The sequence below is a fragment of the Thiocapsa rosea genome (genome assembly GCF_003634315.1).
GTDB lineage: Bacteria > Pseudomonadota > Gammaproteobacteria > Chromatiales > Chromatiaceae > Thiocapsa > Thiocapsa rosea.
Map to the genome: position 1 here is coordinate 3,657,740 of NZ_RBXL01000001.1, position 14,273 is coordinate 3,672,012.

Genomic DNA, 14,273 nt, shown 5'->3' on the forward strand with positions numbered 1-14,273 from the left:
CGTTCGAGGGAATAGGTTGCCCTCTCGAATGGCGAGGTGTGTTGTACAGGATGATCCATCGGGTCTGTCGGCAACGAGGCGGAAGAAGGTCGGGTCGGATTGCGTCGGCGAGGCGCTAGTGTATACCGAGCGCACATGGGTTTTTCGCTGCATTGCACGCTAAACCGCGCCCGGTGCGGTATGCGTCATGTGTTGGAAGGGCTTAGCCGCGCCAGCTCCGACGACTGTCGGAGCTGGCGCGGTTTAGGCGCACCCATCCACCGCTGCGCGTGACCGGCCGCCATGCCGGAACGGGTGCGCGCCGATCATCCTTCGCGCACAATGAGGGCTGCTCACCGTTGCATGGAGCTCGACGTGACTGCAAGTGCCCTGACGCCCGGCCTGATGCTTGTCCACGGCAACCGTCCGGAGGATCTGCGCGATCTTCTGGTGGAATGGATGGCGCGCTATCCCTTGGCGCCGCTCGAAAACGAGATCATTCTGGTGCAGAGCAACGGCATCGCGCAGTGGCTGAAGCTTGCGCTCGCCGCCGATGCCGATCCGGGCTCGGGGAAGCTTGCCGCCGGCGAGCGGGGCGTCGGGATCGCCGCGGCGCTCGAGATCTCGCTACCGGCGCGCTTTCTCTGGCGAGTTTACCGGGCGGTGCTCGGTAACGATGCGGTGCCGGAGGTCTCGCCCTTCGACAAGTCGCGCCTGGTCTGGCGTTTGATGCGGCTTCTGCCCGAGCTGTTGGCTCGGCCCGAATACATGCCGTTGCGGCGCTTCCTGCAGACGGATGCCGATCTGCGCAAGCGTTTTCAGCTCGCCGAGCGTCTGGCCGATCTCTACGACCAGTATCAGGTCTATCGCGCCGATTGGCTGGCCGCCTGGGGCAGCGGCGAGGACGTGCTGATCCAGGCGCGTGGCGGTCGCATCCCCTTACCGGACGAGCAGCGCTGGCAGTCGGGACTCTGGCGTGCGCTGTTGGCCGATGTCGACAAAGGCGGCGAGGGCCGGGAACAGGACGCCGCAATCGGTCGCGCCGGCGTCCACGAGGCATTCCTGCGCCGTGTGTCCGACTGGCCGGAAGACACGCACCCGCGCGGCCTGCCGCGTCGGGTCATGGTCTTCGGGATCTCCAGTCTGCCGCGTCAGTCCCTGGAGGTGCTGGCCGGAATGGCGCGCTGGAGCCAGGTCCTCATGTGCGTCCACAACCCTTGCGAGCACTACTGGGCCGACATCGTCGCCGACAAGGACCTGCTGCGTGCCGAGCGTACCCGCCAGCGACGCCGCCACGGCATGCCGACGGATCTGTCCGAGGAGCGGATGCACCTGCACGCCCACCCCCTGCTCGCGGCCTGGGGCAAACAAGGCCGCGACTTCATCGGTCTGCTCGACGAGCACGACGACGAGACGGCTCGGGCGGGCTATCTCGGGCGGTTCAATGCCATCGGCCAGCGGATCGATCTGTTCGATGCCTCGCAAGAGGCTCGCTCCCTGCTCGAACAGCTCCAGGACGACATCCGTGATCTGCGCCCGCTCGCCGAGACCCGCACGCAATGGCCGGAGGTGTCTTGCACGGGCGATGCCTCGATCCGCTTCCATGTCGCCCACAGTCCGCAGCGCGAGGTCGAGATCCTGCATGACCAGTTGCTCGCCGCCTTCAACGCCGATGCGAGCCTGACCCCGCGCGACATCATCGTTATGGTGCCGGATATCGAGACCTATGCGCCGCACATCCAAGCGGTCTTCGGTCTGATCGATCGAGAGGATCCGCGCTACATCCCCTACAGCGTCGCGGACCAGGGCCAACGGGCGACCGAGCCCTTGATTCAGGCGCTGGAAAAGCTGCTCGAGCTGCCCCGATCGCGCCTTGCGGCCAGCGACGTGCTTGATCTTCTCGAAGCGCCGGCCCTGCGCCGGCGCTTCGGTATCGCCGAGACGGATCTCCCGCGGCTCCACCGCTGGATCCGCGGAGCCAACATCCGCTGGGGCCTGCACGCCGAGCAGCGCGCGAGCCTCGATCTGCCGACTCAGCCCGACGCGCATGCCCAACACACCTGGCTGTTCGGTCTGCGCCGGATGTTGCTCGGCTACGCGGTCGGCTCAGCCGGCGAGGAGGGCGCCTGGCAGGGGATCGAGTCGTTCGACGAGATCGGCGGTCTGGATGCGGTCCTGCTCGGTCCGCTCGTGCAACTGATCGAGCGTCTGGATGCGACCTGGCGGACGCTGCGCGAGCCCGCGACCGTCCCCGACTGGTGCACGCGTCTGCGGACCCTGATGGCGGACTTCTTCGACGCCGCCGACAGCGCAGAAGGGTTCACACTCATGCAGCTCGACACCGCCCTGCAAGGATGGCAGGAGGCGTGCGACGAGGCCGCCCTTGCCGAGAAGCTGCCCCTGTCGGTCGTCGGCGAATATTGGCTCTCGCAGCTCGACGACGGCGGTCTATCGCAACGCTTCTTCGCCGGCGCCGTCACCTTCGCGACCCTGATGCCGATGCGGGCCATCCCCTTTCGCCGGGTCTGCCTGCTCGGCATGAACGACGGCGACTACCCGCGCACCCGCATCCCGATGGACTTCGACCTCATGGGCCGAGACTACCGACCCGGCGACCGCTCGCGGCGCGAGGACGACCGCTATCTCTTTCTCGAAGCCCTGCTCTCGGCACGGGACCATCTGCACATCTCCTGGGTCGGACGCAGCATCACCGACAACGGCGTGCGACCGCCCTCGGTGCTGGTTGCCCAGTTGCGCGACCACCTTGCCGCGGGTTGGCGGATGGCGCTCGACACGGCGATCCCGGAGGAGGCCCGCGCGATCGATCCGGGTCAGGCCCTCTTGAATGCGCTCACGTCGGAGCATCCGCTCCAGCCCTTCAGCCCCGACTACTTCCCGCCGGAGCTTTTCTCGGAGCCGGGGCCAATGACGGCTTCGCTCTTCACCTATGCCCGCGAGTGGCGCCCCCTCGATGCCGCTCGGCCTCATCGCCCGGATGCCGTGCCGCAAGCGCCGGAGGCCGCATTGCCGCCGCTGTCCCGCAACGAGCCACTCGCGCTCCGCGATCTCGTCGACTTCCTCAAGTCACCCGTGAAGGCGTTCTTCCGTCAGCGGCTCGGCGTCGTCTTCGAGTCCGAAGATCCGACGAGCGAGGATCAAGAGCCCTTCACACTCGACGGGCTCGCCCGCTGGCAGCTTCAAGACGAGCTGATCCGGGTCCAGGAGCAGGCACTGGCGCACGGCGAGCCGATCGTCGCGGCGCGCGAGACCCGTCTCGACCGGGTGCGCCGTCGCGGCGATCTCGCGCCGGGTGCCTTCGGCGAGGCCGTCGCGGCGGACCTGGTCGCACCGATGGATGGTCTCTTCACACGCTATCGAGAGGCACTCGCCCGCTGGCCGCATCCTCTCGATGACGAGGAAGAGATCCGGTTTCAAGCCGATCTCCCGGAGCCCGTGCCCGAGCTTGCGGATTGGATCGGCGGCATCCGCACCGACGCCGATGGCCGTCGGGGACGCGTGTTTATCGAGGCGAGCGACCTGGTCAAGAACAATCAGTACCGCGGCGAGAAGCTCATCCGCCACTGGGTCGCGCATCTGGCCCTTCATCTGGCCGGCGGACCCCTCACGACGCTGGTCCTCAGCAAGGCCGGCGAGGTCGAACTCAAGCCACTGCCGGTCGAGCAAGCGAATGCGCATTTGAGCGCCCTGCTGGCGGCCTGGCAGGTCGGCATGGGCCGACCGCTCCCGCTGGCGGCGAAGACCGCGCTCGAGTGGCTCAAGGCAGGCGACGTGTCGAAGGCCCGCACGACCTACGAGGGCGGCTACAAGCATATCGGCGAGGTCGAGACCGACGCCTATGTCGCGCGCGCCTATCCGGATTTCGACAGGCTCCGTGCGAGCGGCGAATTCGCCGAGTTGGCCGAGGACCTGCTGCGCCCGCTCTATAGGGCGATGCATGCCGACAACAAGAAGAAGCCGGACCGGCCCGCCGCACCCCAAACGACCGGAGCCGCCGTATGAGCCCCGAAAATGGTCGAACAACAGCGACCGCGACCTCCGATCAGGCGGATATCGCAGCGGTCGCCGGTCGGGCTGAAGCCCGATCCACAGGCTCCGATTCGCTCGATCCGCTGCGCTTTCCGCTTTGGGGCAGCCGACTGATCGAGGCCAGTGCCGGCACCGGCAAGACCTTCACCATCGCGACACTCTATGTCCGCCTCGTGCTCGGTCACGGCGCACCTCACGACACACCGGATGCCGCGCCGGATGCCGCACCGGACACCGCGCCCCGCGCCTTCACGCCGCCCGAGATCCTGGTCGTCACCTTCACCGATGCCGCCACGCGCGAGCTGCGCGACCGCATCCGCGCGCGTCTCGCCGAGGCGGCGACAGCCTTCCGCGCAGCGCCGGAGGGGATCGCCGCTCGGCCTCCGGGCGAGGATCCGCTGCATGACGTGCGTGCCGAATACCCGCCCGAGCACTGGCCGGCCTGCGCGCGCAAGTTGCAGCTGGCCGCCGAATGGATGGACGAGGCGGCCGTCTCGACCATCCACGGCTGGTGCAATCGGATGCTGCGCGAGCACGCCTTCGACAGCGACAGCCACTTTACCCAGACCCTGGAAGCCGATCAGAGCGAGCTGCTCGCCGAGGTGGTGCGCGACTATTGGCGGACCTTCATGATCCCGCTCGACGCCGAGTCGGTTGCCGAGGTCCGTCAGTGGTGGTCCGGTCCTGAGGCGCTGCAAGGGGCCATCCGATCGCTCGTCGAGCATGCCGATCGACTCGATCCCGCAGCGGAGCCTGCCGTCGCGTTGAAGGCTGTTCGTCAGGAGAAACTGGACCGTTTGGCCGAACTCAAGGCACCTTGGTCGACTTGGGTGGACGGGCTTAGGGTGCTCCTCGATGAGGGCGTCGCCAACAAGCGTGTCAACGGGCACAAGCTGCAAGAGCGTTTCTACACACCCTGGCTGAAGGCATTGCGAGACTGGGCCGCCGATCCGGCCGCCGAGCCGCTCGATCTCGGGAAAGGCTGGGAGCGTCTCACGCCCGCGGGCCTTGCCGATGCCTGGAAGGGCGATCCTCCCGCCCATCCCGCACTTCAGGCGATCGCAGCCCTCAAGGACGACCTGGCCGAACTGCCGACGCCACGCCCGGCGCTCCTGCGCCACGCGGCGCGCTGGGTCGCCGACCGCTTCGCTGCCGAGCAGACCCGTCGCGCCCAGATGGGGTTCAATGACCTGCTGACCCGGCTCGACGCCGCCCTGCAAGGCCCCAACGGCGAGCGCCTCGCCGAGATCATCCGCGGCCAGTTCCCTGTCGCCCTGATCGACGAGTTCCAGGACACCGATCCGGTGCAGTACCGCATCTTCGATGCCGTCTTCCGGGTCGCGGCGAACGACCCCGCGACCGCGCTCATCCTGATCGGCGATCCCAAACAGGCAATCTATGCCTTCCGCGGCGCGGACATCTACACCTACCTCGCCGCCCGGCGAGACTGTGCGGGCCGTCTCTACACCCTGAAACGAAACTATCGCTCCACGCCCGACATGGTTGCGGCCACCAATCGCTGCTTCGAGGCGGCCGAGGCCCGAGCAAGCGGGGCCGGCGCATTCCTCTTCCGCACCGAGACCGAGACCGAGACCGAGACCGAGACCGGGACCGAGACCGGGACAGGCATCGGCACCGGCACCGACAACCCGGTGCCCTTCATCGCGGCGGACGCGAAAGGGCGCAAAGACGCGCTGCAGATCGACGGCCAACCGTTCCCGGCGCTCACCGTCTGCTGGCTGCCGCCCAACGAGCCGGGCAGGGCGTTGAGCAAGGACGCCTATCGCAGTCGGATCGCGGAGGTGTGCGCAGCCGAGATGGTGCGTCTGCTCAATCTCGGGCAAACCGCGCAGGCGGCCTTCGTCGGCGAGGGGGTGTGCAAGCCCCTGCGTCCCGCGGATCTGGCCGTGCTGGTCAACACACGCGCGGAAGCGGCGATCATCCGCCGCGCCTTGGCGCACCGCGGGGTGCGCAGCGTTTATCTCTCCGACCGGGATTCCGTCTACCAGAGCGCCCAGGCCGGCGAGCTGCAACACTGGCTGGCCGCCTGTGCCGAGCCCGACGATGCGCGTCTGCTGCGCGCCGCCTTGGCCACCGGAACGCTCGGTCTGAGCTGGTCCGAGCTGGACCGTTTGAACCACGACGAACTCGCCTGGGAGTCCCGCGTGCTGCAGTTCCGCGCCTATCGCGACACCTGGCTCCGCCGAGGCGTGCTACCGATGCTGCGTCGTCTTCTCAACGACTTCGGCGTCCCCGCGCGGCTGCTCGCGTCCGTGTCGGGCTCTGGCTCGGGCTCGGGGTTCGACGCTGAGCGCATCCTCACCGATCTGCTCCATCTTGCCGAGCTGCTGCAACAGGCCAGCGTCCTGCTCGACGGCGAGCATGCACTGATCCGCCATCTCGCCGAGCAGTGCCGGGATGCGGACGGTGGCGCGAGCGGCGATGCCCGTCAGATCCGTCTGGAGAGCGACGCCGATTTGGTGCAGGTGGTCACGGTGCACAAATCAAAAGGTCTTGAGTACCCGATGGTTTTTCTGCCGTTCGCCGCCGACCATCGAGTGACCAAGCACGATGACCTGCCGCTCAAATGGCACGACGCGGAGGGCCGATTGCAGTTGGGGTTGTGCGCCGACGAGGAGATCCTGCAGCGGGCGGATCGCGAGCGTCTGGGCGAGGATCTGCGCAAGCTCTATGTCGCGCTGACCCGCGCCCGTCATGCCACCTGGGTCGGTCTCGCGCCGCTGTCCGGCCTGGAAGGGGGCGCCTTCGGGTATCTGCTGGGCGGCGGCGCCGTGCTGGCCCCCGAGGGTATTGAGCAGGCGCTCGAGGACCTGCGCGGGGACTGTGCGTCCATTGCGGTGGTCAAGGCGCCCGAGCCTTCGCCCGATGCCTCGCCCGATCCTTTAGGGGACCGCTTCGCCCCGGCCGGTTCGGCACGCCGTCTCGGGCCGGCACGCACCTCGAACCCTGTCGTGCGCGAGCCCTGGTGGATCGCCAGCTATTCGGCCCTTCGCACCGTCGCCGGCGACGACCTCGCGCGGTCCGCAACACCCGCCGATACGCCGGCCGATACACCGACCGAGGATCGGTTCCGGGAGATGCAGGCCGCGCGGACGGCCATGCCGGGCACCGAGCTGCCCCGCTTGACATCGAGCAAGGACGCAAGCGATCGACTGCCCGCCGCAGGCTCCATCCACGCCTTCCCGCGCGGGCCGGAAGCGGGCACCTTCCTCCACGATCTCCTCGAATGGGCCGCCAACCCGAGTTTCGCCGAAGCCGCCGCCGATCCGGTGCGCCTGCGCGACACCATCGCCCGACGCTGTCAGGTGCGCGGCTGGTCCGAATGGATCGATCCGCTCACCGCCTGGCTAGAGTCCTTTCTGACGACGCCGTTGTCTGTGCCCGCGATGGACGACCTTCCGCCCACCACCTTCAGCCTGGTCGATTTGACAACCGCCGTCCCAGAGATGGAGTTCTGGCTCGCTGCCCACCGTGCCGATACCCGCGAGATCGACCGCTTGGTCTGCACCTACACCCTCGACCAAGAGCCCCGTCCGGCGCTCCAACCCGCCCGCCTCAACGGCATGCTCAAGGGCTTCATGGACCTGGTCTTCGAGTACGAGGGCCGATACTACGTGGCCGACTACAAGTCCAACTGGCTCGGCCCCGACGCCGCCGCCTACACCCCGGAGGCTATGCGCGCCGAGATCCTGCACGCGCGCTACGAGCTCCAATACGTCCTCTATCTCTTTGCCCTGCATCGGCTGCTCAAGGCGCGCCTGCCGGACTATGACTACGACCGCCACGTCGGCGGCGCCGTCTATCTCTTCCTGCGCGGCATCGCGTCGCCGAGCCGGGGCCTGCACGCCGAGCGCCCGCCGCGCGAGCTGATCGAGGCATTGGATCGCTGCTTTACGCGCAAGGCGGAGGAGGGGGGATCATGAGCAGGAATCGGACGATGCATGCCGCGCAGGCTCAAGGTGCTCAAGACGCCCGAGGGCAACACATGGACAGACTCCTCGCCCGCTGGGCCGAGCGCGACTGGCTGCGCGCGCTCGATGTCGCCTTCGCCGATTTCCTCCGCCGGGAGGTGCCGGACGCACCGCCTTTGCTGATCCTCGCTGCGGCGCTCGCGAGTCACCAACTCGGTCGGGGCCACGCCTGTCTCGATTTGGAGGCCACGCTGAAGGATCCGACCTTCGCCCTGTCCTTGCCCCCCGAGGGTGCCGACACCACGGAGACCGACATCCCGCCGCACCCCGCGGAGGTGCTGGACGGTCTGACCGTGCGCGACTGGCAGGCGGCACTCGCTCATCCCGAACTGGTCTGCGAAGGCGTCGGTGACACGCCGCTGGTCCTGGTCGGTCCGCGACTCTATCTGCGTCGTTACTGGCGCTACGAGCAGGCCGTGCGTGCAGGTATCGACGGCCGCTCGGCACGTTCCGAAACCCTGCAGGCCGCGCTGCCGATCGCGGCCATGCGCGCGTTGCTCGAGCGTCTCTTCCCGTACGACCGGACTCCGGACCAAACGGCCGATTGGCAGAAGCTCGCCTGCGCGCTCGCCGCCCGCAGCGCCTTCAGCATCATCACCGGTGGTCCCGGCACGGGGAAGACGACGACGGTCGTCCGCCTCCTGGCCCTGCTGCAAGCCCTGGCGCTCGTCGAGCCGCCGCCCGGCCAGCCGACGCGTCCCCTGCGCATCCGTCTCGCGGCACCCACCGGCAAGGCCGCGGCCCGTCTGAACGAATCCATCGCCGCCGCGGTCGCCAGCCTGCCGCTCGCCGACCTTGCACAGGGCGAGGCCGTGCGCGCCGCCATTCCCGTCACCGTGAGCACGCTCCACCGCCTGCTCGGCAGTCGCCCGGACACCCGCCGCTTGCGCCACCATGCCGGCAATCCGCTGGCCCTCGATGTCCTGGTGATCGACGAGGCATCCATGGTCGATCTGGAGATGATGGCCGCCGTCCTCGACGCCCTGCCGGCGAACGCGCGCCTGATCCTGCTCGGGGACAAAGACCAGCTCGCCTCGGTCGAGGCCGGCGCCGTGCTCGGGGAGCTGTGCGGTCGTGCCCGCGAAGGCCACTACACCCCGAACACCCGCGACTGGCTGGAGGGTGCGACCGGCGAGCACATCCCCGCGGACCTTGTCGATCCGGCCGGTACCGCGCTCGATCAGTCCGTCGTCATGCTTCGGCACAGTCACCGCTTCTCGGCCGACAGCGGCATCGGCCGGCTCGCGGAGGCGATCAATGCAGGCGATCCCGTCACCGTCCGCGACATCTGGACACGCGGTTATCACGACCTCGCCCTGATCGCGCTCCACAGCACCGAGGATGAGGCTTTCCGGTCACTGCTGATCGATGGCGCGGCGACCTCGCCGGTCGATCCGCAGGGCGGTGAAGTCGCCCGGCCAGCGCAGACCGATGCTCAGCCGCCGCGACACGGCTACCGCCATTACCTCGATACCCTGCGAAAAGGCCAACCCGCCCGCGACGCCGACGCGTCCGCCTACGACGCCTGGGCGCGTACCGTCTTGCAGGCTCACGGCCGCTTTCAATGTCTCTGCGCCCTGCGCCGAGGCCCTTGGGGCGTCGAGGGACTCAACCAGCGTATCGCCGGCCTGCTGCACGACGCGGATCTCATCTCGGCCAACAGCGGTTGGTATCTCGGGCGCCCCGTCCTGATCACCCGCAACGACTACGGCCTGGGGCTCATGAACGGCGACATCGGCATCACCTTGACCCGCCCCGCACCCGGCGATCGAGACTGGACGCTCCGCGTCGCCTTTCCCGCAGGCGACGGCCAAGACGGCATCAAGTGGATCCTCCCCAGTCGCCTCCAGGCGGTCGAGACCGTCTACGCGCTCACCGTTCACAAATCCCAAGGCTCCGAATTCAGCCATGCCGCGCTGGTCCTTCCCGAGACCCTCAGCCCCATCCTCACGCGCGAGCTGCTCTACACCGGCATCACCCGCGCGCGTGCCCACCTGACCTTGGTGCGGCCGGGCGGGGATCAGGTGCTGGAACAGGCGGTGCAGCGGCGGGTGTTGCGGGCGAGCGGGTTGATGGATGAGGTATGAAGGGTGAGGAGTGAAGAGTGAAGAGTGAAGAGTGAAGAGTGAAGAGTGAAGAGTGAAGAGTGAAGGGTGAAGGGTGAAGGGTGAAGGGTGGAGAGTGAGGGGTGAAGGGTGAAGGGTGAGGGGTAAGGGGGCTCGTGGCATCCGCTCCGCGGTGTCACGCATGCCCCTGGCGCTCCGCGCCACGTGCCGCTGGGGCAGAAATTGTGAACCGCTCCGATCCGCACGGCAGACCTGTCGTCGCCACAGGCGTGGTTGCTTGCCACCTACGAGGAGGAGTCCAGCATGAAAACGATCCGAGAAGCCGATTGGAAGGTCTTCAAACAGGTACGAGAAAACGCCCTGCAGCGCTTTTGCCAGCAGGTGCTCGACGACATCGACGCCATCAACCGCGACGCGGAACTGACCGCGCACGAGCGGTACCTCAAGATCTACGAGCTCATCCATGCGCGTGACCGCAAGCTGGTCGCCACCTTCGATGGACTTTCGAGATCGGACGCCACCTTCCGACTGATGCTCATACGCACCCTCGGGCTTGTGAGCGAGGAGGATCTGGCCCGGTTCAGTCCCGAGGTTCAGCAGCACAGCGTCCCGCTGGATCTATGAGGACCAGGGCAGCTCGAAGGCGTCAGGCTGGTCGTCGAGTCCTGCGCGGCCGAAGTCTAGGTCGCCCCTTCAGGGCTTGGACCGGTTGCGGATCGCTATTCCCGGGGTGTTGCCCCGGGCTAACGTGGTCAGCCCCGTTGGGGCCTTAGGAACTCAAGATGTCCCGTGCGATGGCGTCGCCGCTGGTCCAAGCCGCCTCGACCCGCGGGCCGAGGCACCAGTCGCCGCCGGCGTAGAGCGTGCCGGAGTCATCGCGGGCGAATGGGCGGCCAAGCGGCACAAGGACGCGGGCGTAGCGCCAGCGGTGGGCGGCGGCGTATCGAACGGTACTCGGATCCGCACCGAGCCGGTCGCATAGCATGGGTAGCATGAGCGAGACGAGGTTGTCGGGGGCGAAGTCCAGGTGCGCGGTGCTCCAGTCCGTGCTCGCCTGGGCGACCCAGCAGACTGCCGCGGAGCGTCCCGGTTTGCTGCTGTCCTGCGCGATCCAGGCCAGGGGGTCGTCGGCGTCGGCGCGGGCGATGAAGGGTTGCGGGGTGTCGGAAGTGAAGGCGGCCATCAGCGTCAGACAAGGATCGAGGCGTACCCCGGCAACCTCTCGCGAGAACGGATGCTCGGGTCCGAGTAGGTCGGCAACCTGTGGCGCGGGCACGGTGACGACAACGCGGTCGAACACCTCTGTCTCGCCGGCGAGGGTCACCGTCCAGCCGCGATCCGCCTTGTGCAGCCCGGTGACTGCGGTGCCCTGGCGGATATCGAGACCCTGTCCCAGATGTTTCGCCAATCCGGTCATGCCCGGAGTGCCCACGACATGTGGCTGATCCGATCCGTCTGGCCAGAGGGCCGCGGCGCCGGCGGTCTGGGCCTGTTTCAATAGGGCGTCGAAACCTGTCGATCGCGCCGTGACGTATTGTGCGCCGTGATCGAACTGCAGGCCATCCGGGGTTCGTCGCGTGGCCAGCCGCCCGCCGATTCCACGGCCTTTATCGAACACGACCGGCGCGTAGCCCGCATCGGCGAGGTGCCGCGCACAGGCGAGACCCGCCATGCCGGCGCCGACGATTGCGATGCGCTCTGTCATGACCATCATGGCATCCCGTTGTTTGCGAATGACCTCTGGGCGGATTCGGGGTCACATCCCCCCTGATTGAGTTGATCCTGATTCGCCCGCGGAGCGTCGTTAGAAGAGTGTGGCGAGATCGAGCCTACGATGGACATCGGAACCAAGCGGCAACGCGATCGCGGACAGGTCGGCGGCAGTGCGGATCTCCGCGTATCCGGCTTCGGTCGGCTGCCGATGGATGTCGAGCCGGCGGCCTGCAAGGTCCACCAGCCAGACCTCCGGGATCCCGGCACGGGCGTAGCGGGGGAGCTTGATCTCCCGATCATAGGCCAGGCTGCTGTCGGCGACCTCCACCAACAAGAGCACGTCGGCCGGCCCGGGGTGAGCATTGCGATAATAGTCCGGGCGCGGGCGCAGCAAGGCGATGTCGGGCAGCGGTTCGCTGTGATCGTCGAGCCACACAGGATCCTGAACCGCGACGATTGCGTCTCGACCGACGGTTTCTTTCATCAGGTTGGCCAGGAGCTTCACGGTTCCGGCGTGCGGATATCCTATCGGCGGCATCTCGATGATCTCCCCGTCAATCAATTCGGTGCGCAGGTCCGGTCCGAGGATGCCGGTCTCGCCCATACGATGGTAGTCCGTGACCGAGAACCGGAAGACGCGGGCAAGCGAGGATGCCCGGCGGGGTGCGGTTGCGCTCGTGATCATGTCGGAACCTCGCGTCTTGGCCTATCCAGTGGGGTCTCGATCCGGAACATAGTCGCCACGCCGGACCCGCGCAAGGAGCGAGCCTTAGGGTTTAGACACCTCAGGCGCTGCGCAGCCGTGTGATTTTGACCAGCGCCACCGCAACCAGCGGTAGAACGAAGCCGATCACCAGGGCGGCGATCATCAGGTCGCCCAACTCGCTGTAATCCGCCGGCACGCTCACCACGCCGCTGATGGGATCCTTCACCTCGCGAGTGACGAGGAAGATCTCGTTGAGATACTTGGTCCCCAACTGACCGGCCGAGAGGGCCAGGTTGCTGAACGAGGCCATGACGGCGAAGAAGGTGGCCTTGAGGTTGTCCGGGGCCGAGTTGGCGATCCAGGCGAGCATGGGCACCATGGCGACCTGGCCTAGGGGCGACTCCAGTGCCGTGTCGACGATGGCGATGAAGCGGGCATCGACGATGCCGCCGGTCATGGCGGCCGTCCAGTGATGCAGCCCGAAATACATGCCGATGATGGGCAGGTAGAAGAGGCTGGTGAGCAGGGTCAGGAAGACCACCACATGGGCGATGGAGTGCTCGGCCATGAAGCGTCTGAAGATGAAGAGACCCGCCAGTGCCAGCGTGCTGCCGATCAGCGCGAGCACGGACAGGAACTGCTGGTCGAAGGCCAGCTCGTCGATCATCCACCAGGTCTGGCCGGCGCCCGGTCCGGGCATGGCGCGAAAGACGAAGATGATGATGGCCGTGCCTAGGAGATAGAGCCGCGCCTCGGCGTCCAGGACACGCATCAGGCGCGACATCAAAAAGAGCACGATGGCCATGGAGCCGACGAAGATGATCTCCTGGTTGTACGGCACATCGGTCAATCCCATGCCCAGGGTGAAGACGACGAAGACCAGGCTGCCGCCGAGGATCCACCAATTCGGCGAGGTGATCTCGGCGGGCCGTTCCAGGCGTTGACGGGCGTCGGCTTGATCCAACCCCTTCGCCATCAGACGACGCAGGTCGCGGCGTTTGATGAAGCTCGCCAAGGCGACGCCCAGGACCGAGATCACCGGAATCGCCAAGGCCATCTGATAGATGAAGATATAGGTCGCGACCTTCTCGGCCTCCGACATGGCCTCGACCCCGGCAAAGAGGTAGATGTTGGCCACCGACACGAGCACCCCGCCGCCGATGATGGCGATCCGTCCCAGGGTCTGCATCGTGGTGTGCATGAGCTTGAGCCGAGCACGATCGATCGGCTGGCCGTCGGCGTCGACCCGCGGGACCGCCTCGACCGTCATGGCATCCGCCACCACGTCTTGAATCACGTAGCCCGTGGGTGCGAGCAGCGCGCCGAAGACATACCAGGCTTCCACGGGCATGACCGCGGCCATCGCCTCGCGCTCCGCCAGCAGGCCGAGCATGATCAACAGGCTCCCGGTGAGCATGGACGCACCGAGATAGACCAGGCCCGCCTTATGGCGCCAGATCAGATCCACCAGATGCCCCAGGGGCATCTTGAGCACCCAGGGGATCCCCGCCCAAAAGGCGAGTGCCGCAAGGAAGGAGGCGGGCAGCCCGAGATAGTCCTTGACGAAGAAGGTGCCGACGATGGCCGTCAGGCCCTGGATGCCGTAGGCCACATAGATCATCAAGGGGGGTAGATACGACAGCCGCATCTCGCGTCCCAGCTCGAGGATGTTGCGGTCGAGCCAATGGCCGATTGCGGCGATGAATCCGCGTTGATGCCGTCGTCCGGTATGCGGGCTGCGAATGGCGGTCACGTTTGCGTTCTCGAGAT

General features: G+C 67.1%; 7 protein-coding genes. 4 read left to right on the plus strand and 3 right to left on the minus strand.

What is annotated here, in order from left to right; genetic code table 11:
- Positions 1–342 precede the first annotated feature (342 nt).
- The 4 genes from recC (at position 343) to BDD21_RS16465 (ending at position 10,708) form a co-directional block, all read left to right on the plus strand.
- Positions 343–3,999 (plus strand): exodeoxyribonuclease V subunit gamma, encoded by a 3,657-nt coding sequence (gene recC, locus BDD21_RS16450; protein ID WP_120798066.1) that lies wholly within the window; start codon positions 343–345, stop codon positions 3,997–3,999.
- Positions 3,996–7,970: an exodeoxyribonuclease V subunit beta gene (gene recB, locus BDD21_RS16455; RefSeq protein WP_120798067.1), complete on the plus strand. Its 3,975-nt coding sequence runs from the start codon at positions 3,996–3,998 to the stop codon at positions 7,968–7,970. Before recC ends, recB begins: the two co-directional genes overlap by 4 nt.
- Positions 7,967–10,105, plus strand: a complete 2,139-nt coding sequence (recD, locus tag BDD21_RS16460; RefSeq protein ID WP_120798068.1) for an exodeoxyribonuclease V subunit alpha — start codon at positions 7,967–7,969, stop codon at positions 10,103–10,105. Before recB ends, recD begins: the two co-directional genes overlap by 4 nt.
- A 282-nt stretch (positions 10,106–10,387) precedes the next feature.
- Positions 10,388–10,708 (plus strand): peptide ABC transporter substrate-binding protein, encoded by a 321-nt coding sequence (locus BDD21_RS16465; protein WP_147431118.1) that lies wholly within the window; start codon positions 10,388–10,390, stop codon positions 10,706–10,708.
- Positions 10,709–10,853: 145 nt separating this feature from the next.
- Here BDD21_RS16465 and BDD21_RS16470 read toward each other — a convergent pair whose 3' ends face one another.
- The 3 genes from BDD21_RS16470 to BDD21_RS16480 form a co-directional block, all read right to left on the minus strand.
- A complete protein-coding gene (locus tag BDD21_RS16470) occupies positions 10,854–11,798 on the minus strand; it encodes an NAD(P)/FAD-dependent oxidoreductase (protein WP_245969650.1) in 945 nt (314 codons plus the stop codon).
- Positions 11,799–11,888: 90 nt separating this feature from the next.
- Positions 11,889–12,482, minus strand: coding sequence for a Uma2 family endonuclease (locus tag BDD21_RS16475; protein ID WP_120798070.1), 594 nt, complete (start codon positions 12,480–12,482; stop codon positions 11,889–11,891).
- 100 nt (positions 12,483–12,582) lie between these two features.
- Positions 12,583–14,256 (minus strand): MFS transporter, encoded by a 1,674-nt coding sequence (locus BDD21_RS16480; RefSeq protein ID WP_211335077.1) that lies wholly within the window; start codon positions 14,254–14,256, stop codon positions 12,583–12,585.
- Between the last annotated feature and the right edge of the window lie 17 nt (positions 14,257–14,273).

Bases quoted from the DNA above. Each gene is read 5' to 3' on its own strand.
- recC (WP_120798066.1), top strand. From the start codon at position 343: ATGGAGCTCGACGTGACTGCAAGTGCCCTGACGCCCGGCCTGATGCTT.
- recB (WP_120798067.1), top strand. From the start codon at position 3,996: ATGAGCCCCGAAAATGGTCGAACAACAGCGACCGCGACCTCCGATCAG.
- recD (WP_120798068.1), top strand. From the start codon at position 7,967: ATGAGCAGGAATCGGACGATGCATGCCGCGCAGGCTCAAGGTGCTCAA.
- BDD21_RS16465 (WP_147431118.1), top strand. From the start codon at position 10,388: ATGAAAACGATCCGAGAAGCCGATTGGAAGGTCTTCAAACAGGTACGA.
- BDD21_RS16470 (WP_245969650.1), bottom strand. From the start codon at position 11,798: ATGATGGTCATGACAGAGCGCATCGCAATCGTCGGCGCCGGCATGGCG.
- BDD21_RS16475 (WP_120798070.1), bottom strand. From the start codon at position 12,482: ATGATCACGAGCGCAACCGCACCCCGCCGGGCATCCTCGCTTGCCCGC.